This is a genomic window from Dactylosporangium sp. NPDC000244 (genome assembly GCF_040300725.1).
Taxonomy (GTDB): domain Bacteria; phylum Actinomycetota; class Actinomycetes; order Mycobacteriales; family Micromonosporaceae; genus Dactylosporangium.
On record NZ_JBEPEH010000043.1, the window covers coordinates 88,665 to 114,424 of the forward strand.

At 70.2% G+C, this 25,760-nt stretch carries 23 protein-coding genes and 1 riboswitch; of the genes, 13 read left to right on the forward strand and 10 right to left on the reverse strand.

Annotation, left to right across the window (positions count from 1 at the left end):
- Positions 1–33: 33 nt before the first annotated feature.
- From ABT369_RS45580 to pknB, 4 genes are all read left to right on the forward strand, one after another.
- Positions 34–1,506, forward strand: a complete 1,473-nt coding sequence (locus ABT369_RS45580) for an FtsW/RodA/SpoVE family cell cycle protein (RefSeq protein WP_350622738.1) — start codon at positions 34–36, stop codon at positions 1,504–1,506.
- Positions 1,503–3,023 (forward strand): peptidoglycan D,D-transpeptidase FtsI family protein, encoded by a 1,521-nt coding sequence (locus tag ABT369_RS45585; protein WP_350622686.1) that lies wholly within the window; start codon positions 1,503–1,505, stop codon positions 3,021–3,023. The genes ABT369_RS45580 and ABT369_RS45585 overlap by 4 nt, the downstream gene beginning before the upstream one ends.
- A 13-nt stretch (positions 3,024–3,036) precedes the next feature.
- Positions 3,037–4,737 (forward strand): serine/threonine-protein kinase, encoded by a 1,701-nt coding sequence (locus tag ABT369_RS45590; protein WP_350622740.1) that lies wholly within the window; start codon positions 3,037–3,039, stop codon positions 4,735–4,737.
- Positions 4,738–4,823: 86 nt separating this feature from the next.
- On the forward strand, positions 4,824–6,548 hold the full coding sequence (pknB, locus tag ABT369_RS45595; RefSeq protein ID WP_350622742.1) for a Stk1 family PASTA domain-containing Ser/Thr kinase: 1,725 nt from the start codon (positions 4,824–4,826) through the stop codon (positions 6,546–6,548).
- A gap of 66 nt (positions 6,549–6,614) precedes the next feature.
- On the opposite strand, the gene ABT369_RS45600 is transcribed toward pknB, so the two are convergent.
- The 4 genes from ABT369_RS45600 to ABT369_RS45615 are packed head-to-tail and all read right to left on the reverse strand — an operon-like array spanning position 6,615 to position 9,353.
- The gene (locus tag ABT369_RS45600) at positions 6,615–7,259 is read right to left on the reverse strand and encodes an aminodeoxychorismate/anthranilate synthase component II (protein WP_350622688.1); all 645 of its coding nucleotides are present in this window, start codon (positions 7,257–7,259) and stop codon (positions 6,615–6,617) included.
- A 7-nt stretch (positions 7,260–7,266) separates the two neighbouring features.
- Complete coding sequence (locus ABT369_RS45605; protein ID WP_350622690.1) at positions 7,267–7,533, reverse strand: hypothetical protein; 267 nt, start codon at positions 7,531–7,533, stop codon at positions 7,267–7,269.
- A 4-nt stretch (positions 7,534–7,537) separates the two neighbouring features.
- Positions 7,538–8,539, reverse strand: a complete 1,002-nt coding sequence (locus ABT369_RS45610) for a class E sortase (protein ID WP_350622692.1) — start codon at positions 8,537–8,539, stop codon at positions 7,538–7,540.
- 4 nt (positions 8,540–8,543) lie between these two features.
- On the reverse strand, positions 8,544–9,353 hold the full coding sequence (locus tag ABT369_RS45615) for a DUF881 domain-containing protein (protein WP_350622744.1): 810 nt from the start codon (positions 9,351–9,353) through the stop codon (positions 8,544–8,546).
- A gap of 130 nt (positions 9,354–9,483) precedes the next feature.
- Here ABT369_RS45615 and ABT369_RS45620 point away from each other — a divergent pair, with 130 nt between their 5' ends.
- A complete protein-coding gene (locus tag ABT369_RS45620; protein ID WP_350622694.1) occupies positions 9,484–9,768 on the forward strand; it encodes a cell division protein CrgA in 285 nt (94 codons plus the stop codon).
- A gap of 118 nt (positions 9,769–9,886) precedes the next feature.
- Complete coding sequence (locus tag ABT369_RS45625; protein ID WP_350622696.1) at positions 9,887–12,019, forward strand: (Fe-S)-binding protein; 2,133 nt, start codon at positions 9,887–9,889, stop codon at positions 12,017–12,019.
- Positions 12,020–12,095: 76 nt separating this feature from the next.
- Here the strand turns inward: ABT369_RS45625 and ABT369_RS45630 are convergent, their stop codons facing one another.
- A complete protein-coding gene (locus ABT369_RS45630; RefSeq protein WP_350622698.1) occupies positions 12,096–12,329 on the reverse strand; it encodes a hypothetical protein in 234 nt (77 codons plus the stop codon).
- Positions 12,330–12,539: 210 nt separating this feature from the next.
- On the opposite strand from ABT369_RS45630, the gene ABT369_RS45635 reads away from it, so the two are divergent.
- Genes ABT369_RS45635 through ABT369_RS45645 form a run of 3 tightly spaced genes read left to right on the forward strand, consistent with a single transcriptional unit; the run spans position 12,540 to position 16,938 of the window.
- Positions 12,540–13,868 (forward strand): hemolysin family protein, encoded by a 1,329-nt coding sequence (locus ABT369_RS45635; RefSeq protein WP_350622746.1) that lies wholly within the window; start codon positions 12,540–12,542, stop codon positions 13,866–13,868.
- Complete coding sequence (locus ABT369_RS45640; RefSeq protein ID WP_350622700.1) at positions 13,861–14,892, forward strand: hemolysin family protein; 1,032 nt, start codon at positions 13,861–13,863, stop codon at positions 14,890–14,892. Before ABT369_RS45635 ends, ABT369_RS45640 begins: the two co-directional genes overlap by 8 nt.
- A 42-nt stretch (positions 14,893–14,934) precedes the next feature.
- Positions 14,935–16,938, forward strand: a complete 2,004-nt coding sequence (locus ABT369_RS45645; protein ID WP_350622702.1) for a beta-propeller fold lactonase family protein — start codon at positions 14,935–14,937, stop codon at positions 16,936–16,938.
- 35 nt (positions 16,939–16,973) lie between these two features.
- Here ABT369_RS45645 and ABT369_RS45650 read toward each other — a convergent pair whose 3' ends face one another.
- From ABT369_RS45650 to ABT369_RS45660, 3 genes are read right to left on the reverse strand one after another with little or no spacing between them, the layout of a single operon-like run.
- Positions 16,974–17,732 (reverse strand): hypothetical protein, encoded by a 759-nt coding sequence (locus tag ABT369_RS45650; protein ID WP_350622704.1) that lies wholly within the window; start codon positions 17,730–17,732, stop codon positions 16,974–16,976.
- Complete coding sequence (locus tag ABT369_RS45655) at positions 17,729–18,244, reverse strand: SigE family RNA polymerase sigma factor (protein WP_350622706.1); 516 nt, start codon at positions 18,242–18,244, stop codon at positions 17,729–17,731. The genes ABT369_RS45650 and ABT369_RS45655 overlap by 4 nt, the downstream gene beginning before the upstream one ends.
- 50 nt (positions 18,245–18,294) lie before the next feature.
- Complete coding sequence (locus ABT369_RS45660; RefSeq protein WP_350622708.1) at positions 18,295–19,320, reverse strand: pectinesterase family protein; 1,026 nt, start codon at positions 19,318–19,320, stop codon at positions 18,295–18,297.
- Between the two features lie 171 nt (positions 19,321–19,491).
- On the opposite strand from ABT369_RS45660, the gene ABT369_RS45665 reads away from it, so the two are divergent.
- Together ABT369_RS45665 and ABT369_RS45670 are read left to right on the forward strand one after the other, a co-directional pair.
- Positions 19,492–21,519: a YVTN family beta-propeller repeat protein gene (locus ABT369_RS45665; protein ID WP_350622710.1), complete on the forward strand. Its 2,028-nt coding sequence runs from the start codon at positions 19,492–19,494 to the stop codon at positions 21,517–21,519.
- A 46-nt stretch (positions 21,520–21,565) separates the two neighbouring features.
- Positions 21,566–22,615: a hypothetical protein gene (locus ABT369_RS45670; protein WP_350622712.1), complete on the forward strand. Its 1,050-nt coding sequence runs from the start codon at positions 21,566–21,568 to the stop codon at positions 22,613–22,615.
- Between the two features lie 24 nt (positions 22,616–22,639).
- On the opposite strand, the gene ABT369_RS45675 is transcribed toward ABT369_RS45670, so the two are convergent.
- A complete protein-coding gene (locus tag ABT369_RS45675; protein ID WP_350622714.1) occupies positions 22,640–23,269 on the reverse strand; it encodes a class I SAM-dependent methyltransferase in 630 nt (209 codons plus the stop codon).
- 318 nt (positions 23,270–23,587) lie between these two features.
- On the opposite strand from ABT369_RS45675, the gene ABT369_RS45680 reads away from it, so the two are divergent.
- Together ABT369_RS45680 and ABT369_RS45685 are read left to right on the forward strand one after the other, a co-directional pair.
- Positions 23,588–24,292 carry a LamG-like jellyroll fold domain-containing protein gene (locus ABT369_RS45680; RefSeq protein ID WP_350622716.1) on the forward strand — a complete coding sequence of 235 codons (705 nt, stop codon included), beginning with the start codon at positions 23,588–23,590 and terminating at the stop codon, positions 24,290–24,292.
- Positions 24,293–24,400: 108 nt separating this feature from the next.
- Positions 24,401–24,534, forward strand: a riboswitch (cyclic di-AMP (ydaO/yuaA leader).
- Between the two features lie 11 nt (positions 24,535–24,545).
- Positions 24,546–25,544: a C40 family peptidase gene (locus ABT369_RS45685; RefSeq protein WP_350622718.1), complete on the forward strand. Its 999-nt coding sequence runs from the start codon at positions 24,546–24,548 to the stop codon at positions 25,542–25,544.
- Positions 25,545–25,577: 33 nt separating this feature from the next.
- Here ABT369_RS45685 and ABT369_RS45690 read toward each other — a convergent pair.
- The coding region (locus ABT369_RS45690; RefSeq protein WP_502891909.1) for a dCTP deaminase at positions 25,578–25,760 on the reverse strand (183 nt) is incomplete at its 5' end.

Below are 25,760 nucleotides of genomic sequence, written 5' to 3' on the forward strand. Positions count from 1 at the left end.
GTGACCGCCACCGCCATCCCGGCTCCGCCGCCCATGGGCGGCGGAGCGGGCGTCTCGGCGCCCTCCCGCCCCGCGACCCGGCGCAACGTCGAGCTGGGACTGCTGCTCTTCGTGATCGCCATCCTCACGATCTATGCGGCGGTCGTCGAGGGCAACGCGATCGGCAAGGTCACGGGCGACTTCTGGGTCCAGACCGCGATCATCGCGGCGATCTTCTTCGCCGCGCACATGGCGGTGCGGTTCCTGGCGCCGTATGCCGATCCGACGATCCTGCCCGCAGTGGCGCTCATCAACGGCATCGGCGTCGCCTTCCTGCGCCGGCTCGACTTGGCCACCACCAAGGCGGTCGACCGGCCGGAGCTCAACGTCTTCGGCGGCGACGGCTTCCGCCAGCTCGGCTGGACGGCCGCGGCCGTGGTGGGTGCGGTCGCGCTCCTGGCGATCGTGCGCGACCACCGCTCGCTGTCGCGGTACGCCTACACGCTCGGCCTCGCCGGCATCGTGCTCGTGCTCATCCCGGCGGTGCTGCCCGCGAGGTACTCGGCGATCCACGGCGCCAAGCTCTGGATCAAGCTGCCCGGCTTCACGATCCAGCCGGGCGAGTTCGCCAAGATCGCGCTGCTGGTCTTCTTCGCCTACTACCTGGTGCGCAAGCGCGAGGTGCTCTCCCTGGCGAGCAAGCGGTTCCTCGGAATCGACTTCCCCCGCGGCCGCGACCTCGGGCCGGTCGTGCTCGTGTGGCTGATGTCGCTGATGGTCCTCGTCTTCGAGAAGGACCTCGGCACCTCGCTCATGTACTTCGGCCTCTTCGTCGTGACGCTCTACGTCGCCACCGAGCGGGTGTCCTGGCTGATCATCGGCCTCGGGCTCTTCCTCGGCGGCGCGTTCCTGGCGTACTTCCTCGGCAAGACCGTCGGCGGCCCCTTCCTGAACTTCTCCGAGCGCGCGACCACCTGGCTCGACCCGTTCGCGGACGCGGACAACAAGGGCTACCAGCTGGTCCAGTCGCTGCTCGGGCTGGGCACCGGCGGGCTCACCGGCACCGGCCCCGGCGCCGGGCAGCCGACCAAGGTGCCCGAGGTCTGGACGGACTTCATCTTCTCCGGCCTCGGCGAGGAGATCGGGCTCTTCGGGCTGACCGCGCTGCTGGTGACCTACCTGCTGCTGGTCGAGCGGGGCCTGCGCGCGGCGATCAACGTCCGCGACTCCTTCGGCAAGCTGTTCGCCGGCGGCCTCGCGTTCACGCTGGGGTTGCAGGTGTTCGTCATCGTGGGTGGCATCAGCCAGCTCATCCCGCTGACCGGGCAGACCACGCCGTTCCTCTCGGCGGGTGGCTCGTCGCTGGTGGCCAACTGGCTGCTGGTCGGCCTGCTGCTGCGCATCTCCGACGCGTCGCGCCGGCCCGCCGGGGGTGCCCCCTCGGCCGGGCTCGGCGGCACGGCGCCCGGCGGTGGCGGCGGCGCGCCGGTTCAGATCAAAGAGATGCCCACGGAGGTCGTGCGATGAACGCCCCGCTGCGCCGGGTCGGGGTCGTGGTCATGGTGCTGTTCGCCATGCTGTTCCTGAACCTGAACTACCGCCAGGTGGTCAAGGCCGACGACTACCGCACCAACCCGCGCAACGCGCGCGTGCAGGCGACCGAGTACGAGCGGCCCCGCGGCAAGATCGTCGACGCCAAGGGCAACGTGCTGGCCGACTCGCTGGCGACCGGGGACTCGCTGAAGTTCCTGCGGACGTACCCGCTCAAGGAGGAGTACGCCTCCGTCCTCGGCTACAAGCCGGTCAACCTGGGCTCGACCAAGCTCGAGAAGCTCAACAACGACTTCCTGATCGGCACCTCGGACAAGCAGGTGGGCGACCGGATCGCCGGGATGTTCACCGGCAAGGAGCCGGCCGGCGGCAACGTCCTGCTGACCCTGTCCAAGGCCACGCAGGACACGGCGTACCAGGCGCTGGGGACCAACAAGCTCGGCATCAAGAAGGGCGCGGCCATCGCGCTCGACCCGACCACCGGCGCCATCCTGGCCGAGGTCTCGCTGCCCAGCTACGACCCCAACCTGCTCAGCACCCACGACATCAACGCGGCCTCGGCGAACTACAAGACGCTCAACAACGACCCGAACAAGCCGCTGCTCAACCGGGCGACCTCGGAGGTCTACCCGCCCGGCTCGACCTTCAAGGTCATCACTTCGGCGGCGGCGATGAGCGCCGACTCCTCCCTCACGCCCGACTCGACCGTGCAGGGTGGCGAGTTCTACCAGCCGCCGGAGACCTCCACGTTCCGCATCAAGAACTCCCACGAAGGCATCTGCCCCGACAGCATCACGATGAAGCAGGCGCTGACCGTCTCCTGCAACACGGTCTTCGCCCGCATCGGTGTCGAGCGGGTGGGTGCCGACAAGCTCAAGTCGATGGCCCAGGCCTTCGGGTTCGAGCAGGAGCCCCGCCTCATCGAGGACCAGGACCGCAACTACTGCGGCATCGTGGCCAGCCACACCGGCCCCATGACCGCCGGCACCGACAACCGCGTCGACCCGCCCGCCGTTGCTCAGTCGAGCATCGGACAGCGCGAGGTGAAGATGTCTCCGCTGCAAGGCGCCATGATTGCGGCGACGGTTGCCAACGGTGGAAAGCAGATGCGCCCCTACATTGTCGACCGTCTGCAGAACTCCGACCTGTCGATCGCCGACCACACCGAGCCCAAGCTGCTGCGCACGCCGATCAACGACGGTGTGGCCAAAGAACTGCAGGACATGATGTTCAGCGTCGTGACGTCGAACGACGGCACCGGCCGCAGCGCGCGCATCTCGGGCTTGGACGTGGGTGGTAAGACCGGTACGGCGGAGAACGGCGAGGAGTCGGAGGACCACGGCTGGTTCATCGGCTTCGCGCTCAAGGACGGCAAGCCGATCGTCTCGGTCGCGGTCTTCCTCGAGAACGCTGGCAAAGGTGGCAGCGGCGAGGCGGCTCGGATTGCCGGCCTGATCATGAAGGCATACGCGGACGAAAAGGGCATTCGATAATGAGGTGCGCGACATGTTGAGCGCCGGCACCACCCTCGGCGGCCGATACCGCCTGGACGAACGCATCGCCGGCGGCGGAATGGGCGACGTGTGGCGGGGCACCGACGAGGTGCTCGGCCGGACGGTGGCCATCAAGGTGCTGCTCTCCGCCCTGATGGAGGAGCCGGGATTCGCCGAGCGCTTCCGCGGCGAGGCCCGCACCATGGCGACCATCAACCACCCGGGCGTCGTGGACATCTACGACTACGGCAGCGAGAACGGCACCGCCTTCCTGATCATGGAGTACGTGGAGGGCGACGCGCTCTCCCGCACCCTCTCCCGGGTCGGCCGGCTGACCCCGGCTCGCGCCATGGCGCTCATCGCCCAGGCCGCCGACGCGCTGCACGCCGCCCACGAGAAGGGCATCGTCCACCGCGACGTCAAGCCCGGCAACCTGCTCGTGCGCCCCAACGGCACGCTTGTGCTCACCGACTTCGGCATCGCCCGGTCGGCCGCCGTCGCCCAGCTCACCGCGGCCGGCTCGGTGCTCGGCACCGCCTCCTACATCTCGCCCGAGCAGGCCTCGGGTGCCCAGGCCACCCCGCTCTCCGACGTCTACGCGCTCGGCGTCGTGGCCTACCAGTGCCTCTCCGGTGCGCGACCGTTCGAGGGGGAGAACCCGCTCGAGATCGCGATGCGGCACGTCCGCGACATGCCGCCGCCGCTGCCCGCGGACATCCCGCCGCCGGTCGCCCAGCTCGTCGAGCGGGCCATGGCCAAGGACCCGGCCGCCCGCTGGCCGAGCGCCGCGGCACTCGCCCAGGCCGCCCGCCGCGTCTCCGGCCAGCTCTCCGGTGGCACGGCCGCCGGCCCCGTGGTCCCGCCGATGGGCGCCCCGATGGGCCCGCCCGGCTCGCCGATGGGCCACGGCCCGGTCTCCGGCGGCCCGGTCTCCGCGTCGCCCGTCTCGCCCGGCTACGGCAACCACCCGATGTCCGGCTCGCCGATGTCGGGCCCGCCCACCTCGGGCGCGGCCGGCACCCGGATCATGCCCGGCGCTGTGCCGGGCGCGGCCGCCGGTGCCGCCGCGGGCCTCGGCGCCCACAACGCGCGCGGTGCCGCCGGCGTGGCCCCGCCGCCGTCCAACGACACCGCGACCTTCCTAGGCTCGACCGGCGGCTACCAGCCGGGCCCGCCGCCCGGTCCGCGGACCTCGTCCGGTGGCAAGCGCAACAACAACATGGTCCTGATCGGCGTGGCCGCGGTCGTGCTGCTGGTGCTGGTCGGCGTCGGCGGCCTCTACCTGGCCAACAAGAGCGACGACGAGCCGACGAACCCGGTCGGCGGCAACCCCACGTCGGCGGCGCCTGTCCAGTCGTCTGCCCCGCCCAAGGCCACCGGCAAGGCGGTCAACGTGCGCTGCCAGCCGGTCGGCACCGGGGACATCGTCAAGCGCGAGCTCGAGCGGCAGGGTATGACGGTCAACATCGTGGCCGAGCCGAAGAAGGGCGCGTTCCCGAACGCGGTCACCAAGGTCGACCCGTGCGGCCCGGCCATTCCGCAGGGCACGACGATCACGCTGACGGTCAACCAGGGCGCGATCGACGACAACCCCGAGCCGACCGGTACCACCGCCGACCCGGGCAACGGACCGTCCAACGGGCCGGGCCCGAAGACCAGCGCCACCTGCAACCCGCCGGGCATCATCATCGATGGCAAGTGCGTCGGGGGATGACCCGGGCAACACGCGTACCAGCTGGAATGTGTCCCCGTCGCATGACGTGGCAAGGTAGATAGTCGATGACCGAAGGACGACACGACATGACCGCCCAGCCACGCCTCCTCGGCGGCCGTTACCAGGTCGGGGAGCTGCTCGGCTATGGCGGAATGGCCGAGGTCCATCGGGGTCGCGACCTGCGGCTCGGCCGCGACGTCGCGATCAAGACACTGCGGACCGACCTGGCCCGCGATGCCACCTTCCAGCTGCGGTTCCGGAGGGAGGCGCAGAACGCCGCCTCCCTCAACCACCCCGCGATCGTCGCCGTCTACGACACCGGCGAGGAGCGCGGTCCGGCGGGCGAGGAACTGCCGTACATCGTCATGGAGTTCGTCAACGGCCGCACCCTCAAGGAGGTGCTGGCGGCCGAGGGCCGGCTCATGCCGCGGCGGGCGCTGGAGATCACGGCGGACATCTGCGCCGCCCTGGAGTTCAGCCACCGGCACGGCATCATCCACCGCGACATCAAGCCGGGCAACGTGATGCTCACGCAGACCGGCCAGGTCAAGGTGATGGACTTCGGCATCGCCCGGGCGCTGGCCAGCGGGGCCACGACGATGACGCAGACGTCGGCGGTGATCGGCACCGCGCAGTACCTCTCCCCGGAGCAGGCCCGCGGCGAGCCGGTCGACGCCCGCAGCGACGTCTACGCGACCGGGTGCGTGCTCTTCGAGCTGCTCTGCGGCCACCCGCCGTTCGTCGGGGACAACCCGGTGTCGGTGGCCTACCAGCACGTCCGGGAGGACCCGCGGCCGCCGAGCTCGAGCAACCGCGACGTGACGCCCGAGATCGACGCGGTCGTGCTCAAGGCCCTGGCCAAGAACCCGCTCAACCGCTACCAGTCGGCGGGCGAGATGCGCGCGGACGTCATGCGCGCCGCGGCCGGCCGCCCGGTCTCCGCGCCCCCGGTGATGACCGAGGACGAGATGGCCGCGGTCATGGCCCAGCAGCAGACCACCGCCTACCGGCCGCCGCCCGCCTCGCGCCAGCCGGCCCGGGCCAACCAGCGGCAGAAGCGCAAGAGCTCCACCGGCGTCGTGGTGATGCTGACGGTGCTGGGCCTGCTCGCGGTGTCCGCCCTGGCGATCGGGCTCTACCTGGCCAACCAGGAGCCGCCGGTGCGGGTGCCCCAGATCACCGGGCGCAGCCAGGGCGAGGCCGCCGAGGTGCTGCGCCAGTCCGGCCTGACCGGCGACCCGCGCGGCGGCCCGACGGAGAACTGCCAGCCCGGCGTGGTGACCCTGCAGAACCCGACGCCCGGCACCGAGGTCAAGCAGGGCGCACAGATCGACTACGAGATCTGTGGCGCACCGACGCTGGTCACCGTGCCGCCGCTGGCCCGGATGAGCAAGGACGAGGCCACCCAGCAGCTGCAGAGCCTGAAGCTGGTGCCGCAGATCCAGGATCGCGACGGCACCGAGCCCAAGGACGAGGTCCAGAGCTCCGACCCGGCGTCCGGCACCCAGGTCAAGCCGGGCTCGACGGTCACGGTCTACGTCTCGAAGTTCAACCAGGCGATCATGCCCAACGTGCTCGACAAGAGCCCGGGCGAGGCGCAGGGGCTGCTCCAGGCGGCCGGCTTCACCAACGTGACCACGCAGAGCATCACCGTCACCGACGACTCGAAGGTCGGGCTCGTGGTCTCCGTGCAGCAGACGGTCGGCAAGACGTACCTGAAGACCGACAAGATCGTGCTCAAGATCGGCCAGGGCGACAACAGCCCGTCGACCCCGGCGTCGGCGAACCCGAGCAAGAGCGCCGGGGGCTGAGCCTCACCGTCCGTGCCCTGTGGATAACTCGGTAGTTATCCACAGGGTTGTGCACAACCTCGCGCCTCAGGCGAAGGCCGCGACCCGCCGCGCCTCGACTTCCGCGACGAGCTCCGGCGCCCGCTCCAGCGCACCCGGCAGCCCGCAGGCCGCCAGCCAGTTGGCGAGCATCTGGTGCCCGCCCTGGGTCAGCACCGACTCGGGGTGGAACTGCACGCCCTCGATGGGCAGCTCGCGGTGGCGCATCGCCATCACCACGCCGGACTCGGTCCGCCCGGTCACCTCGATCTCCGGCGGGAGCGTCTCCTCGAGCACGGCGAGGGAGTGGTACCGCGTCGCGATGAACGGATTCGGCAGCCCCGCGAGCACGCCCTGCCCCGTGTGCTCCACGAGCGAGGTCTTGCCGTGCAGGAGCTCCGGCGCGCGGGTCACGGTGGCCCCGAAGGCCGCGCCGAAGGCCTGGTGGCCGAGGCACACGCCGAAGATGGGCAGCTTCCCGGCGAGCTCGGTGATGACGTCCATGCAGATGCCGGCCCGCTCCGGGGTGCCCGGGCCGGGGGAGAGCAGCACGCCGGCCGGGTTCGCCGCGGCCACCTCGGCCACGGTGAGCTCGTCGTTGCGGCGGACCTCGCACTCGACGCCCAATTGGCCGAGATACTGGACCAGGTTGAAGACGAACGAGTCGTAGTTGTCGATGACCAGGACGCGCACGGCTCTCCTAGCTGGGCAGGACCACCTGGGGGGCGGAGCTGGTGGGGGCCTTCGCCGGCGACGGTGCCTGCGACGGGGCGGGGCTTTCGATCGTGATGTCCGCGCCCGGGTCGTTGGTCTCGACCTGCACGTCGTCGAACGGCAGGATCGGCTCGACCGCGGGGAAGACCTGATACCACAGCAGGGCCCCCACGCCGAGCGCGAGCACGGCCGAGACGAGCGCCTTGAGCTGCCACTGCTTGAACGGGATGTGGCGCCACAGCCAGGAGTACACGCGCTCAGCCCTTCAGCTCGGCGGGATCGCCGTCGGTGACGGGCTGGGACCGGGTGAGCTCGGCGTGCACCACGAGCCGCTGGTAGTTGTTGAACTTCGGGTTGCAGGTGGTCATGGTCAGCATCGCCTTGGTCGGCACCTCGCCCGGCTTGTCGGGCACGGGCGCCACCACCTGCACGGCGGTGGGCAGCACGATCTCGTGGCCGGTGACGCTGTAGACGTACCAGGTGTCGGCGGTCTTGATGACCACGGAATCGCCGGGCTTGAGCTGGTCGAGGTCCCACCAGATGGCCGGCGTGCGGTGACCGGCCATCGAGAAGTTGCCGACCTGCCCGGGGAGGGCCGTGTCCGGGTAGTGCCCGGGCGCGTAGCGGATGTCGGCCGGGGTCACGCCCTGCACGACCGCCCACTTCTTGTTGAGCCGCGGGATGTGCACGGAGGCGATGACGGCGCCGTTGGCCGGCTTCACCACCTGCGGCGACGGGCCGGCGCTGGGCCCGACGGTGGGTTGCTGGGCCCACTGCTGCTCGAGCTGGCGGTTCAGCTCGTCCTGATGGGCGTCGACGATCGCGGATTTGCCCCAGACCTCGTAGCCGGCGAACAGCAGCACGATCAAGCCGAAGGTGATCAGCACCTCGCCCGTGCCGCGGCTGATGGCGCGTGCCACCGAGCCGAACGTGGTCCTCGTATATTCGGAGTACACGCTCCGGTACCCTTCCTCGGTGCGGACCGGGCGCAGTGGAACGACCACGGCGCCCTTGGATGCCGCGGGTGCGGCGGGCTGGTCCTCGTCCTCGGGGGTGGGAGTCGGTGGAAGTTTCTCGTCCTCGGCGGCGGGGGCGGCCGCTTCGGTCTCGCTGAGTTTTGGAATATAGACAGTTTCGGTCGCGTCCGGGGCGACTTTCGGAATTACCGCGGTCGCGTCGTCCTTGGGCGGCAGCCGCGGGATCACGGTGGTGGCGATGTCGTCCTGGTCGAGCGCGCGGTGACGGGGCGAGTGCTCCATCGCGTCAGGACCCGGCCTGCGCCGCGCGGAGGGCGGTCGAGCCGTCGTAGGCCGGGGTGCGGATGTCCGCCTCCACCCTGACCTGGTAGCCGAGCCCGAAGGAATCGGCAGCCTCGCTGAACAACCGGACCCCCTCGGAGCCTTCGAGCGCGCGTCGCATGGCGGCCTGATCGCCGATGGCGGCGACCTCGAAGGGCGGGGAGTAGACCCGTCCGTCGAGCAGCAGCGTGTTACCCACGCAGCGTACCGCGCTCGTTGCGATCACTCGGACGCCCATCAGCGTCATCGCCTCGGCGCCGCCGGCCCACAGCGCATTGACCACCGCCTGTACGTCCTGCTGGTGAACGACCAGGTCATCGGGGGTTGCGCCGGCCGGGCGGGTGCCGTCGGCGCGGCGCGGGGCGTCGTCGAGCCGGACCACCAGCCCGGGCCCGTGCATGGCGGTCAGCCCGGCGGCGGCCTGCTCGGCGTCGCCGCGCTTGCGCTGCTCGTCGACCTGTCCGTCGGCGCCGGCCTGACTCTGCTGCTGCCGGTCGATCTCGGAGCGCAGCCGGGCGGCCCGGTCCCGGGCGTCGGCGATGGATTTTTTTCGCTCGGCGATGAGGTTCGTCAATTCCGGCCGCCGGTCGTCGCGAAGGTCGGTGCCGTGGGCGGTCGCGGCGCTGAGGGAGAAGAGCATCCCGGCCACCACGAGCACCACCGGCGTCAGCACTGACCAGGCAAAACCCCGCTTCTGCGGCCGGCGTGGCAGCATAGCGCGACCGAGCCGGCGCAGTGCGTGGGTCCACGAGGAGCCGCCTGATGTGTACTCCACCACGACCCCTCCCCGCACGCGCGTGCCGACTTGACTACGCTAGTCACAGAACATTATTCAGGCCGACGCTGGCGGAGGTGGCGGCGTCACGTGGATAGTGTTGGCCAGACGACCCCTCCAGGAGAGCGCCGTGCCGAAGTCGACAGTTCGTAAGAAGAAGGTCTACACCGCTCCGGCGGAGCTGCGACCGCAGGAGACTGTGGCCGCCAAGCGCCGTCCGAGCCCGGTGTGGGTGCCCGCGCTCGCCGTCGCGTTCGTGGTGATCGGCATCGCCTGGCTGGTGTCCTACTACCTGACGCAAGGGTTCTTCGACGTCAACTGGCTGTCGACGCTCGCCGATCTGAAGTACTGGAACCTGGCCATCGGTTTCGGCTTCCTCGTCGCGTCGCTCGCGGTCTTCTCAAAGTGGCGTTGACCTGCTGATCTTCTCGCGTTTCCGGGCCGCTGCGACAAACTTCACGTTACCGATTGGTAACACGAGGGGCTAAGGTCCTTCTTGAAGATCTTCGGCCCGGATCGTGGGAGGCTTCGGCATGGGTGCAGTGCAGATCGTGACGACCTGTGTCGCCGCGGCGATCACCATCGTCGCGGCGATCCTTGTCGTGCGGACCGTCCGGCGCATGCTCGCCGTCATCCGGCTCGGTCAGCCTGACCCGACCCGCAGCGGCGACAAGGGCCTGCGGCTGCGCAACATGCTCGCCGAGACGCTCGGCCACACGCGCATGCTGCGCTGGACCGTCGTCGGCGCCGCGCACTGGTTCGTGATGATCGCGTTCATCGCGCTCTCGCTGCTGGTGATCGAGGCCTACTTCGAGGTCGTCAAGCCCGGCCTGGGCCTGCCGCTGATCGGCGCCTGGAACATCTACGGCCTGGTCACCGAGTGGATCGGCGTCTTCGGGTTCATCGGCATTCTGGTGCTGATGGGCATCCGGCTGCGCAACCTGCCGGGCAACCCCAACCGGCGGTCCCGCTTCACCGGCTCGACCATGTGGCAGGCGTACTACGTCGAGTACACGATCCTCGGCGTTCTGCTCTGCGGCTTCTTCATCCGCGGCTTCAAGGCCGCCAACGACGAGCTCGAGTGGCCGACCTGGGCCGCGCCCGTCAGCCACGCGCTCGGATCGGTCCTGCCCGCCTGGCCGGCCGCGGTGAGCCTGATCGCCATGGTGAAGATCATCATCTCGATGGCCTGGGTCATCGTCATCGCCAGCAACGTGACCATGGGCGTGGCCTGGCACCGCTTCCTCGCCTTCTTCAACATCTTCTTCAAGCGCGCCCCGGGCCGGAAGGGCTCCGGCCTCGGCGCGCTGCGCCCGATGACCAGCGAGGGCAAGCCGCTGGACTTCGAGGAGGCCGACCCGGAGAAGGACCAGTTCGGCGTCGCGACCGTCGAGCAGTTCAGCTGGAAGGGCATGCTCGACTTCACCACCTGCACCGAGTGCGGGCGGTGCCAGTCGCAGTGCCCGGCCTGGAACACCGGCAAGCCGCTCTCGCCGAAGCTGCTGATCCTCAACCTGCGCGACCACGCGTACGCCAAGGCGCCCTACCTGCTCGCCGGCGACGACCACTCCCAGGTCAACGCGCTCGCGCTGGCGGAGCAGGCGCGCCCGCTGATCGGCACCGCCGAGGAGAACGGCATCATCGACCCGGACGTGCTGTGGTCGTGCACCACGTGCGGCGCGTGCGTCGAGCAGTGCCCGGTGGACATCGAGCACGTGGACCACATCGTCGACATGCGCCGCTACCAGGTGCTCATCGAGTCGAACTTCCCGACCGAGGCCGGCGTCATGCTGCGCAACCTCGAGAACAAGGGCAACCCCTGGGGCGCGGCCCAGTCCACCCGCGACGACTGGACGAAGGGGCTGGGCTTCGAGGTCCCCAACGTCGCCGAGCTGAACGAGGGCGACTACGAGTACCTGTTCTGGGTCGGCTGCGCGGGCGCCTTCGAGGACCGGGCCAAGAAGACCACGCGGGCCGTGGCCACCCTGCTGCACGAGGCCGGCGTCAAGTTCGCCATCCTCGGCCAGGGCGAGACCTGCACCGGCGACCCGGCCCGCCGCATCGGCAACGAGTTCGTCTTCCAGATGCTCGCCCAGCAGAACGTCGAGACCCTCAACGAGGCCGGCGTGAAGAAGATCGTGGCGACCTGCCCGCACTGCTTCAACACGCTGTCCAACGAATACGGCCAGCTCGGCGGCGACTACGAGGTCATCCACCACACGCAGCTGCTCGCCCAGCTCGTCGCGGCCGGCAAGCTCACGCCGGTGCAGCCGCTGGACGGCGCGGTCACCTACCACGACCCGTGCTACCTCGGCCGGCACAACCGCGTCTTCGCCCCGCCGCGCGAGGTGCTCGGCGCCGTCGCCGGCCCGGCGGACGACAACAAGGGCCTGGTCGAGATGGACCGGTTCGCCGAGCGCTCGTTCTGTTGCGGCGCCGGCGGCGCGCGCATGTGGATGGAGGAGCGGATCGGCAAGCGGATCAACGTGGAGCGGGTCGAGGAGGCGCTGTCGACCGGCGCCAAGACCGTCGCGGTGGCCTGCCCGTTCTGCCTGACCATGCTCGGCGACGGCGTCACCGGCAAGAAGGCCGCCGGGGCCGCGCCGGAGGAGATCGAGGTCGTCGACGTGGCGTCCGTGCTGCTCAAGGCGGTTCAAAAGCAATAAGCCATGGCTCCGGTCCGTCGGGGGCACGACCGTTGCTCCCGTCAGGAATCCCGGCGTCCGTGGTGGCAAGACCGCATCAGCGCTGGCCGATCACGTTCATGGCCAGACCCAGCGCGATGAGCACCGCGGCCGCCGTGGCCACGACGCGCAGTCCCTTGAGCCCCTCGGCGAGCGCCGCCTTGCGGGCCCCGGGAACGAGCGCCTTCGTCCGCACGTAGTCCAGCCGTGCCCGCTTCGTCTTCGCGGCCGCGTTGCCCACCGCGATGCCGGCCGCGAGCGCAACACAGGCGCCGATCAACGCCGCACTCATCAAAGTCCCCCTCGATGCTTGCCCAGACCCCCGCTGGCATCAGCATCGGTGCTGTTCAGCGCGTGGCAAAGCCCTCGAAAGAGGGAAGGTGATCTACGTATCTCGATCTTCAAGTGGCTCGTTTGACACGGACCCGTGGGCGCCCTCGGCAGTGCTTGGGTTCACGTGGAACAATCGGGGCACTCCTGAAGGGATCGTCGCGCGAGCGTGTTGACCACACTGTTGCCTCTGCTGGCGTTCGCGCTGCTCACTGCCGCGAACGCGGGCTTCGTCGCCGCCGAGTTCTCGCTCGTCACCGTGGACCGCGCGGAGATCGAGCAGCGGGCCAACGCGGGCGATCGCAAGGCCCGCACCGTCCGCCTGGCCCTGCGCGAGCTGTCGTTCCAGCTCTCCGGCGCACAGCTCGGGATCACTCTCGCGGGTCTGCTCACCGGCTACCTCGCCGAGCCCGCGATCTCCCATCTGTTCGAGCCCGTGCTCCACCCGATCTTCGGCTCGGTGACCGACACCGCCGCGCACGTCTGCGGCCTGATCGTCGCCACCCTGCTCTCCATGCTCTTCGGCGAGCTCGTCCCCAAGAACGCCGCCCTGGCCAAGCCCATGCCGCTGGCGCTGGCGACGGCCGGGCCGCAGCGCGGCTTCTCCAAGTTCTTCTCGTGGCTGATCACCCTGCTCAACGGCACCGCCAACTGGGTCGTGCGCCGCTTCGGCGTCGAGCCCCAGGAGGAGCTGGCCAGCGCCCGCTCACCGGAGGAGCTCGGCCTGCTCGCCGCGATCTCCGCCCAGGCCGGCGCGCTGCCGAAGGAGACCGCGGTGCTGCTGCAGCGCACGATCCGCTTCGGCGACAAGCGCGCCGCGGAGGCGATGACCCCGCGGGTCGACGTGGTCTCGCTGCGCGCCGACGCCACCGTCGCCGACCTGCTGGCCACCTCGGTGCAGACCGGCTACAGCCGCTTCCCGATCTACGAGCAGACCCTCGACCAGGTCACCGGGGTCGTCACGGTCACCGACGCGCTCGGCGTGCCGCCCGTGCGCCGCCCCACCACCCGGGTCAGCGCGGTCGCCCGGGAGCCGCTGTTCGTGCCGGAGAGCCTCGATCTCGACGGCGTCCTCGCGGCGCTGCGCAAGGGCAACTCCGATGTGGCGATCGTCGTGGATGAGTACGGCGGGACCGACGGCGTCGTGACCGTCGAGGACCTCGTCGAGGAGCTGGTCGGGGAGATCGCCGACGAGCACGACGTCCAGGAGGAGCCGGCCACCGTGCACGGCATGCCCGACCTGACCGCCCCCGGCGCCGAGCGCACCGTCCTCGTCGACGGGGTGCTCCGCGAGGACGAGCTGGCCGAGCTCACCGGGTTCCACGTGCCGCCGGGGCCGTACGAGACGCTTGCGGGCTTCCTGATGGCGCGGCTGGGCCACATCCCGGCCGTCGGCGAGACCTGGAACGAGGACGGCTGGGAGTTCACCGTGGTCGAGGTCGACCGCCGCCGCATCGAGCAGGTCCGCGTGGTGCGTCCGGAGGTGGCCGAAGATGATTGAGCTGGTCGTCACCGTCCTGCTGCTGCTCGGCAACGGCTTCTTCGTCGCCGGCGAGTTCTCGCTCATCGCCTCCCGCCGCACCGTCATCGAGCCGATGGCGGCCACGTCGCGCCGCGCCCGCACGGCCATGCGCGCCATGAACGAGATCCCGCTGATGATCGCCGGCGCCCAGCTCGGCGTCACGATCTGCACCCTGGGTCTCGGCGCCCTGGCCGAGCCCGCGCTGGCCCACGGCCTGCAGGGCCCGTTCGAGGCCATCCACCTGCCCGAGAAGCTGGTGCACCCGGTCGCCTTCGCGATCGCCCTCGCGGCCGTGGTGTTCGCGCACACCGTGGTCGGCGAGATGGTGCCGAAGAACCTGACCCTGGCCTCGCCCGAGCGCGCGGTGCTGTGGCTCGGCCCGCCGATGTACGCCTTCTGCATGGCCACCAAGCCCGTCCTCGTCGCCATGAAGTGGGCGTCGCGCACGATCCTGTCGCTGTGGCGCATCGAGGCCACGGGCTCGGTGAAGACGGTGTTCACGGCCGAGGAGCTGGCCGGCCTGGCCGCCCAAGCGACCACGGAGGGCCTGCTGGCCCCCGAGGAACACGCCCGCATCACCGGCGCCCTGGCCCTGTCCCGGCGCACGGCCCGCGACGCCCTGCGCCCCTGGTCCGAGATCACCACGATCGCCGAGGACGTCTCCCCGGCCTCGCTGGAGGTCCTGGCCACCCGCACCAACCGCTCGCGCTTCCCCGTGGTCGAGCGGGCCAGCCGCCGCGTGCTGGGCTTCGTCCACGTGAAGGACGTGCTGGGCTTCGTCGGCCCGCAGCGCCGCGCGCCGATCCCCGCCGACCTGATCCGCCCGCTGGGGATCGTCCCGCCGACCCGGACGCTGGCCGAGCTCCTGCTGGCCATGCGCCGCGAGCGCCAGCACATCGTCCTGGTCAGCGACGGCCGGACCCCGCTCGGCGTGGTGACGCTCGACGACGTGCTCACGGCCGTGGTCGGCGAGCCGGTCGTGAGCGAGCCCCAGCCCGCCTGAAACGGGGCAGCGCCGAACGGAACGCGCGGCCATAATCCGTCCGTGCACAAACCTCTCTTAGCCGGGATCACCGCGCTTGCGGTCGGTGCGACCACCCTCATCGCCATCGCGAGCCCGGCCGCCGCGGCGGCGGCGACCCGGCAGGTCATCTACGCAACAGACCCGGACGACGGCTACCTGGTCGCCCTCGACGCGAACACCTACGAGTTCCTCACCTACCTCGACGGCGTCGGCGCGAAGCCGACCGGCGTGACCGTCAGCCCCGACGGTGCGCGGGCCTACATCGCCGGCTTCAGCGGCAGCACCGTCGCCGTGGTGGACACCGCGACCAGCACGACCACCGCCAACGTCGAGGTCGGCCCGGGGCCGATGAGCATCGCGGTCTCACCGGACGGCGCCCGCGTCTATGTCACCAGCACCACGAAACTGTCGGTGATCGACGCGCGCACCAACGCGGTCGTCGCGACTGTCCAGGTCGGCTCCCAACCGTCCGACGTGGCCGTCTCCCCGGACGGCCGCCGGGCCTACGTCGCCGACGAATCCGGCGCCTCGCTGAAGGTCGTCGACACCGCGTCGAACACGGTCACCGCGACCGTCTCCGTTCCCGGGCAGCCGCAGCACATCGCGGTGACGCCCGACGGCCGCCGGGTCTACGTGGCCAACTCGGCCGGCACCGGCTCGGTGTCGGCGATCGACACCGAGACGAACACGGTGACCGCGACCATCCCGACGAACGACGGCGCCCGCGACATCGCCATCACGCCGGACGGCACCCGGGCGTATGTGCCCGGCGACCGGACCGTGCGGGTGATCTCGACGGCGACGAACACGGTCACCGAGACGGTCACCGGGTTCGGCGCCCCGAAATCGGTTGCCATCACGCCCGACGGGACCCGCGCCATCGTCACCGGCAACGACCACAACCTGGTCGTGATCGACACGGCCACCAACACCGCCAAGGCGACCGAGGACGACCTCGGCTTCAACCCGGTCGGCCTCGCGATCGCGACCGTCCACCCGGCCCCGCCGACCGCGAGCCTCGTGCTCACGACGCAGCCGGAGTCGAACCGCGTCTTCTGGGACACCTCGGGTTCGAAGCACGGCTTCGGCATCTACATCGGCCAGAGCATCGACTGGGGCGACGGCAACACCGGCATCAACGCGCCGAACTTCCACGAGTACGCGCACGGCGGGACCTACACCGTGACCCTGACGGTGACCGACGAGCTGGGGATGAAGGCGACCACGAGCCAGCAGATCACGCTGCAGCCCGTGACCCGCTGGTTCGCGATGCTGTCGGCCAGCAACCTGCGGTACGTCTCGGCCGAGGGCGCCGGCGCGCAGCCGCTGGTCGGCAACCGGACGACGGCCGGTCCGTGGGAGGCGCTCGCGCAGGTCGACGTGGGCGGCGGCGCGGTGGTGTTCCGGGCCACGGTCAACGGCAAGTACCTCACCGTCGACGCGGCCGGCAAGCTGACCGCGAACGCCGCGGCGATCGCCGACGCGTCCCGGTTCAAGGTCATCACGGGCGGGGACGGGAAGTTCAGCCTGCTGTCGGTGTCCAACAACCGGTACGTCAGCGGCAACAACGGCTCCGGCCCGCTTACCGCGGACCGCGCCGCCATCGGCCCATGGGAGCAGTTCTACGCGACGAGGTCGACGGATCGGCAGTTCATCTCGATGACCAACTACAAGTACGTGACGGCGGAGAACGGCGGGAAGTCTCCGCTGATCGCCAACCGCGACGCGCCCGGCCTGTGGGAGACCTTCGACGAGATCGAGGCCGGGGACGGGTACATCGCCCTGTTCTCCCACGCCAACCAGCGCTTCGTCGTCGCGGAGAACGGTGGCAACGCCCCGCTGGTCGCCAACCGCACCGCGGTCGGCCCGTGGGAGAAGTTCTACGTGGAGTACGGCTGGAACAGCACCATCACAGTGCGGGCCTACGCGAACAACCGCTTTGTGACGGCGGAGAGCGGCGGCAAGTCCGCGCTGATCGCCAACCGCACCCAGCCCGCGAGCTGGGAGCAGTTCAGCGGACTGTGAACGGAACGGGGCGCCCGCACCGCGGGCGCCCCTGCTCACATCGGCCGGTCGACCTTGACCCTGGTGCCGTAGTCGGAGAAGACGACGGTGACGGTGTACCAGGGCTTGTAGTTGGGCGAGTCGTCCCCCCGCGTCCGCCAGGTGACCTTCTCGACCTTGCCGGACCGCACGCCGACCTCGATCGTTCCGGTCGTCGGCTCGATGTCTCCCGGCTGCCGGAACTCGAACGAGTGCGTGTCCACGGAGCCGCCGCGCCCGCTGTGGGTGACCGTGCCGAGGGTGCTGAACGACTTGAGCAGCGCGCCCGGGTCGCTTGTCAGCTCGGCGCCCTGGTGCAGCGCGAAGCCGGTGAACCCGGGCGTCTCCTTGACCCAGAACATCGCCTGGCCCTCGGGCTTGGTGCCGGTGTACCAGACGCCGTCGACGACGCGCTGGTCCATGTAGAGCGTGCCGACGGCTCCGTGCAGGTAGCCGGTGGGGCCGGCCGGGTCGAAGGCGCCGTCCGAGGTCGATTCGGGGCCGCCGTCGATCTTGACCGTCATCGTGAACCTGTAGCTGGTCTCGGTCGTTGCGCTCACGGCCGCGGCCAGGCTCAGGTCCGGTCGGCCCCGGTCCTGGCCCGCCCAGGCGATCCCTCCGGCCAGAACCAGCACGGCGAGCACCCCGGCGGCGGCGTTCTTCCGGCGAGCCCGATGCGCCCGCCGCAGCACCACGCCGACCGGCGCTTCCCCCACCGGTCCCCGATCGGCGAGCCGCGCCAGCGAGGCGGACAGTTCGTCGGTGTCGATGGTCATCGCCGCACCCCTTCACTCCGGTACTCCGCCTGCGGCAGCAGTTCCCGCAGCCGGGCCATGGCTCGAGCATTGTGGATCTTGACGGTCCCGACCGCGCACCCGAGCGCCGCGGCGACGTCCTTCTCGGACAGGTCGGCGTAGTAGCGCAGCACGACCACGGCCCGCTGCTGCCTGGGCAACACGGCGAGGGCCCGCTGCAGGGCGCGATCGGGATCCCCTTGCGCGGCGCGCGGATCGGCGCCGTCGGGCGGCTCGGCGACCAGGCGCTCCCGCCGCGCGCGCCGCCACAGGCTCACGTTTCCGTTGACGAGCATGCGGCGGAGGTACGCGTGCGGGTCGCCTTTTCGCGCTACGCGCCGCCAGCGCGGGTACAGCTTGACGAGGCAGTCCTGCAGCAGCTCTTCGGCGCGGTGCGGGTCCCCGGTGAGCAGGCGGGCGACCCTGAGATACCGGGGCCAGGCCGCCTCCACGAAGGCGACGTACCCGGCCTCACCGGCCCTGACGTCGTTCATACTGCTGACACGCCACCATCCTGCCCGGGGTTGACAGCGGTTCGGCGTTGCTAGTGGATCGGATTCCAGCCGTCGGATCCGGCGAGGTACGCGGTCGGGGTGTACTGGGCCGCGGTCGAGGCGCTCATCTGCGGGCGGTTGCTGTTGACCACGGCGCCGGCTCCGGTGCTGCTGTACTCCGTGAAGCGCGCGTTGCGCCACGAGAAGCCGGACATGTCCGTCCACGGGTCGTCGCGGATGTGGGCGTCCATGATGACGCCGCGGTACAGCACCTGCGCGATCGCGTTCACGTCGCCGCCCGGGTGCCAGGGCCGGCCCAGGTAGACCGTCTTGGCCGGCGCGTTGCTGGTCAGGTGGGTGCCCCAGAACAGGTAGCCGTACTTGTTGTTGACGTTCGTCGCGGCGGCGGTGATGTAGCCGTTGTTCGACGACGAGCCGCGGGTCAGCGAGCGGACCTCGCCGTTCTGGAAGACCATCGTGCCGGCGCCGAAGATGAAGTCGACGTCGCCCTCGACGTAGGAGTTGCGCACGTACAGCCGGCGCACTGCTGTTCCTGAGGTGTTGACGAGCAGCGTGTCCTGGTTGCCGAGGATCCGCACGTTGCTGAACTGCACGCGGTCGCCGTAGGTGTTGACCGCCACCGCCTGCTCGGCGCTGAGGTTGTGTGCGGCCTCGTCGAAGTCGTTGGACATGGTCAGGTTCGACACGGTGGTGTTGGCGGCCGCGATGGTGACGGTGGCGCTGCCGGCCGTGCCGTAGGTGCTGCCGTCCGCCTTGGTGAGCCCGGCCGCGTGCCCCTCGACGATGACCACGGCGGTGGCGGCGGACCCGGTGCCGACCAGGCTGATGTTCGGCTTGTTGGACGGGATGCTCACCGTGCCGCGGTACGTGCCGGGCTTGATGTTCACCGTGTAGGTGCTGCTGCTGTTGGCGGGGGCGGCGTCGATCGCGGCCTGGACCGTGCGGTAGTTGCCGGAGCCGTCGGCGGCCACGGTGACGGTCGTGGCCGCGAACGCCGGCGTCCCGCTCGCCGCCACGACACCGGCGGCGACGAGCATGATTCTCCCTGTACGCATCTGTCCTCCCAGGGCATCGAATCTAGAGCTGTCAATCTTTGGCCCTCGGCCGCCGGTCGGGCAAGCGCTTTCCTGGGTTGCACCGAGTGGCAGCCTCCCGGCGATGAAACTTTCGGTCCCGGGGAGTTCGCGGGGCTGCGCAAGATCGATCTGTCGCGCATAATGCGCGCCGTGCGCACTCGAATCGTGGCCGGCCTGACGACAACGTTCGTGGCCGCCGGCCTCGTTCTGCTGTCCGGCGTTCACCCCGCCGTCGCGGCCACCCCCCTCGAACTCCTCTACATCGCGGCCTCCAACGGCCCCACCACATTCGTCGTCGACCCGGCTCTCGGTAAGCGCGTCAACGAGGCCGAGGCCGGTAGCGCGTCCGGCGAGGTCGCCGTCGCACCCGACGCCGGGCTCGCCCTCATCGTCGACTCCGACCACAACGAGGTAGTCGTCCTCAGCCCGAACCGGGGCACCATCCAGCGCCGGATCCCCGTCGGCACGGCCCCGCGCGGCGTCGCGATCGCCGCGGACCGCCGGCACGCCTACGTCACCAACCACGGCGCCAACACGCTCTCCGTCATCGACCTCACGACCCTCACCGTGGTGGCCACCGCCCTTGTCGGCCGCGGCCCGGAGGACGTAGCCGTGACCCCGGACGGCCGGCGCCTGTACGTCACGACGGCCGACGGAGTGGACGTGCTGGACGCCGCGACCAACACGCTCACCAGGGTCGTCACCGCCGGCCAGAACCCGGCCGGCGTGGCCATCACGCCGGACGGCAGGTACGCCTACGTCGCCAACCGTGGCGGCAACACGGTTTCGGTCATCAACACCGCGACGAACGCGGTCGCCACCGTCGCCGCGGGTCGCGGTCCGCTGTACGTGGCCACCACCCCGGACGGCGCGCGGGCCTACGTCACCAACGCGACCGACCGCACCGTCTCGGTGATCGACACGACCACCAACGCGGTCGCCGCGACCATTCCGCTCGGCTTCGCTCCGGTCGCGGTCGTCGTCACGCCGGACGGCAAGCGCGCCTATGTCTCCGGTACCGACGGGACGGTGGCAAAGATCGACACGGCCACCGACACCGTGGCGTCCTCGTTCGTCGGCTGGGGAGGCGGCTTCGGGATCGGCCTCGCGGTCGGCACCGTGGAGCCGGTCGCGCCCGTCGCGAGCTTCACCGTCAAGCCGGTCGTCGAACTCGGCGGCTTCAACAGCGACACGTCGGCCTCGCTGCCCGGCACCGGGGGCTTCGGCAAGTACACCTGGGACTTCGGCGACGGCATCGTCGAGACCGTCTACGGGCCGAACAGCGGCCACTCGTACCAGCGTGGCGGCACCTACACCGTGACGCTCACCATCACCGACAACTACGGGGCGACCAGCACCACCAGCCGGCAGGTCTCGGCCTTCCCGAAGATCAAGCCGATCTCGCTGCTGGCGAGCAACATGCGGTACGTCACGGCGGAAAACGGCGGCAACCAGCCGCTCGTCGCCAACCGCCCCGGCGTGGGCGGCACCTGGGAGCGGTTCGACCTGGTCGACGTCGGCGGCGACGTGGGCCTGCGCTCGCTCGCCAACGGCAAGTTCGTGACGGTCGACCCGGGCACCGGACGGCTGACGGCCAACGGCACCGTCGCCGACGCGTTCGAGCTGGTGACCATCGACCACGGCGCCTTCGCGCTGCGGTCCCGGCGAACCGGCAAGTACCTCAGCAGCAACGACGGCGCCGCCCCGCTCACCGCCGACCGCGCCGCGCTCGGCCCCTGGGAACGCTTCTACCAGCTGGCGAACTACCAGAACAGCGCGAACACCGTCCTGCGCGCCGCGGTCAACAACCGCTACGTCACGACGGACCCGCACGGCCCTCAGCCGCTCATCGCCAACCGCAACGCGATCGGCTCCTGGGAGACCTTCGACGTCATCGACGCCGGCGATGGCTGGCTGGCGCTGTTCTCGCACGCCAACTTCCGCTTCGTCGCGGCGGAGGCGGGCGGCAACCAGCCGCTGATCGCCAACCGCACCGTCGTCGGCGACTGGGAGCGCTTCAAACTCGACCGCCTGCCGTTTTGGTACAACGTGGCCTCGGAGTCGCTGCTCGCGGGCGCCAACGGCAAGTACGTCACCGCGGAGGCGGGCGGCAACCAGCCGCTGATCGCCAACCGCACAGCGATGGGCGATTGGGAGCAGTTCTGGTTGATGTTCTGACGCCGCGGTACTCAGGTTCGTGGCGCCGGCGCCGATGGACGGGGCCGTGACGGTTCCGGACCTGCCGCCCGACTACGCCGGCTGGGCACACGTGCCCGCCCAGCCGGCCGCGACCCCTGTGCTCCCGTCCGCGCCGATCGAGTCCGAGGCGTCACGAACGCTGACCCGGATGGCCATCGGCGCGGCGGGCGTCCTGGTCCTGGCGCTCGGTACCGCCATCGCGGTCCGGCCCACCGACGGGTCCCCGGCCGAGGCGGCGTGGCGGCCCGCCGGGATCACGCTCGCCGAGTGTCAGGCCCGGATCGCCAACGTCCTCACTGGTAAGGAGACCTGCGACTACCCGCAGGAGGAGCGCGATCGCGCGGCGGCCGCGCCGGCGGCGGACCCGAAGGACCCCGTGTACGCCGGCGTGGTGCTCGCCGTCGGACTGCAGTCCGACGACCGCGGCGGTACGACCGGAGCGAACCGGCCCGTCGTGCCGACCGTCTATCCGGTGCTGTCCGCGACGCTTCCGGCCGCGCCCGGCGTGCCGCATGTCGACACCGCGTTCCAGCTCCAGGGCCTCGACGGCCCCATCCCGCAGGAGGGCGAGCAGCTCGGCGGCGACGGCAACTGGCCGGAGCACACCACGGCGCTGCCACTCGAGCGGGTCGCGCCGCTCGAGCACGGTGTGTCGTACCGCTGGCGGGTTCGCGCCACGCCTCCGCAGGTCGCGGCCGCTGGCTGGTCGCGGTGGTGCGAGTTCACCGTCGCGCGGGCGGACCTGCGGCTCGACGAGTACCACACCTACCAGGTCACCCTGCCCGCCGAAACGTGGCGCGAGATCCTGGCGGTGCTCGGGCCGGCCGTGGAGCGCGTCAACGGGTACGAGCCGCCGCACGGGCCGATCGAGTCCGCGGTGCGCGACACGAGCGGCTCGCGGTCGGCGGACCAGGTGGCGGTCGCGATGAACGGCCGGCGCTGGATCACCGTCATGGACGACCTGGCGCAGGTGGCGACCCAGCGGAACACGGGGGCCTGGCCGCTCGCCGACGCTCTCTCGGCCGGACTGGGTGGCCCGGAGCGCGTCACCATGGGCTTCCCGCGCCGGGCCTAGGGCGGTTCTTGTTGACACGCTCGTTCAGGGTTTGCGGGCGAAGATGGCCGCGCCCGGGGACTTGGTGTGCTGGTCCAGCAGCAGCGTTGTCTCCACCGCGAAGCCGGCCTCCGTCAGCCACTCGGTCATCCGGGCCGGTTGGCGGCGGTGGACGTGAACTCGCATCGGGTGGCCGCCGTAGCCCTCGGTCTTCAGGCGGGTGCCGTCGCCCGCGTGGAAGCCGAGCAGCAGGACGCCGCCCGGGTTCAGGGCTCGGTGGAAGCCGGCCAGGGTTGGCGGGATCGACTCGTCGGGGATGTGGATCAGCGACCAGAAGGACAGGATGCCGGCGACCGGGGGCAGGGTCAGCTTCGTCATGTCGCCTACCTCGAATGTGAGCTGGGGGTAGGTCTCGCGGGCCAGGTCGATCATGGCCGGGGACAGGTCGATGCCGAAGGCGTCCGCGCCCAACTCCGCCAGGTGGGCGGTCACGTGGCCGGGGCCGCAGCCGACGTCGGCCACCCGGGCGCCCGGCGGCAGCAGGTCCGCGAACAGGTTCAGGGTGGCGGCCAGGTACGGGTCGCTGGTCAAGGCGCCGGTCACGAACTCGGCGTAGCTCTTGGCGACGGTGTTGTAGGAAGCTCGGGTCTCCTCGCGCCATTCGTCGTCGGGCATGGGCGAAGACGCTACGCGGACGTGGCAGAGAGGCCCGCCAGGGCCGAACGGTGTCTGACGGGAGCAACGGTCGTGCCCCCGACGGACCGGAGCAATGAATCTTGTAACGCATCGGAGGGAACGGCGCTCGAAACGGCCGCGCCGGCGTGGCGATTCGGGGCATCATGTCCGGTTATGCGCCGCCGCCGTCGGTTGTTGCTGTGTGCCCTGCTTGCGTGTCTTGTCGTGGTTGCCGGCCTTGCGGTGCGGTGGGCGTCGGCGCCGGCGGGGCGGAGTGCGGCCGAGCCGCTGGTCGGGCCGTCCGCGAAGGCGCCGGGCATGGGCAGCGCGCCGGGCGCGGCGGCGCCGTCCAGCGTGCCGGCCAGCGCGTCGGCGCACGGGGACGTCACGGTGCGGTACACGTTCGACAACGGCCTGGCCGAACCGGTCGCGGACGCCTCCGGGCGGCTGGCGCTGCGGTCGCGGCGGGCCGAGGGCGGGCAGCTCGCCACCGTGGCCCACGACGGCGGACTTGCGGTGCGTTTTCCGCCTCGGTGTGAGCATTACGGTGCGGAGAGTTGTGCACGGGTGATCCTGCAGAGTGGTCCGGCCGGGTTTCTCAATCCCGGTCGCGGACCCATTACGTATGGTGCCAGTGTGCTGGTTCAGCCGGATGAGACTTCTAAGGGCGCCAATGTTGTCCAAAAGGGGTTCTCGGTCGGTGACAGTCAGTTCAAGCTGCAGGTCGACGGCGAGGCCGGGCGGCCCAGTTGTGTGATTGTCGGCACTCGTTCGTCGAGTATTTTCGTGGCGCTCGCGGCACGGTCCGTTGCCGACGGGCGGTGGCACCGGATCGCGTGTTCGCGCAGTAACTCCCTGCTCACGGTGTCTGTCGACGGGGCCGAAGCGGGGCGGGCCACCATTCCGTCGTCACTGTCGATAGTGAACGACGATCCGCTCTGTATTGGTGGCAAGGGGACCAGCGCGAACAACGATCAGTTCGTGGGGGCAATCGATGATGTGTTCGTCACTCGAATTGCCTGACCTTCTGGACAAATCGGACAACAATCGCGCACTCACTTGTCGATGGGAACCCGGCGCGCTTAACGTGAATTCGCGTCGACTGGATGTCCGCGCCCACCACGGGCGCGCCAGGCGGCACCGCCGAGTCGATTTTCGAGCCGGGGACCCACGTGTTCCACCGGGGTGAATCCGCGAGATTGCGGTAGGGCGACCTTCCCGCCCGAACCCGTCAGCTAACCCGGTAGGCGGCCATGGAAGAAGGAGTATCTCCTCGGTGGAGACCCATCTGAGGTGGACGCGGCGGCCCAACCGACTGGCACGGCTCCTCGTCGCCACCCTCGGCGGTCTGTCCCTCGCCCTCGGCGTCACCGGCCTCGCGCACGCGGACCCCACGCCCGGCGAGATCGAGAAGCAGATCGACGCGAAGTGGAACACGATCGAGCCCGTCATCGAGCAGCACAACCAGCTCAAGCTCGAGCTCGCCGCCAACAAGACCAAGCAGAAGCAGCTCGAGGACCAGATCGCCCCGCTGAAGGCACAGGTCGACGCCGCCTTTGACAAGGTGAGCGCGTTCGCCGTGATGCAGTACAAGAACGGGCGCGTCTCGAAGCTCGACGCGATGCTCACCACGGGGTCGCCGGACACGTTCATCGACCAGATGACGATGCTCAACATGGTGGCCAAGGACGAGCAGGACCGGATCAAGGACGTTCTCGTCGCCAAGCAGCAGTACGACGCCCAGAAGGGTCCCCTCGACGAGCTGATCGCGAAGCAGGCCGAGCAGGAGGCCGCGCTCAATCAGCAGGAGACCCAGATCAACGCCGACATCAAGAACCTGCAGGACATGCGCCTCCAGGCCTACGGCAGCGGCAACGGCACCGGGTCGCTCAAGCCGGTCGCGTGCCCGCAGCAGTACGACGGGAGCCCCGGCAGCCGGGCCGCCCAGTTCGGATGCCAGCAGATCGGCAAGAAGTACGTGTGGGCGACCGAGGGACCGAACACGTTCGACTGCTCGGGCCTGACGATGTGGTCCTGGAAGCAGGTCGGCGTCACGTACCTGCGGCACTACACGATGTGGCAGTACCAGGACACCAAGCGCGTCTCGCGGGCCGACCTCAAGGCCGGTGACCTCGTCTTCTTCTACCCCGACAAGCACCACGTCGGGCTCTACGTCGGCAACGGCTGGATGGTCCACGCACCCAACCCCAGCCAACCGGTGCAGATGAAGAAGATCGACTCCGAGCCGATATCCGGATACGGCCGAGTGGCTTAAAGAGGGTGGGCCTTCGGGCCCACCCTTTTTTATTTACTGCGTCGGCCAGGTGCGCCAGTTCTGCCAGGAGCGGCTCGGGGTGGGGCCGCGCTGGCCCTGGTACCGCGAGCCGTACACCGCCGAGCCGTAGGGGTGCTCGGACGGCGAGGACAGCCGGAAGATGCACAGCTGCCCGATCTTCATGCCCGGCCAGAGGCGGATCGGCAGGTTCGCGAC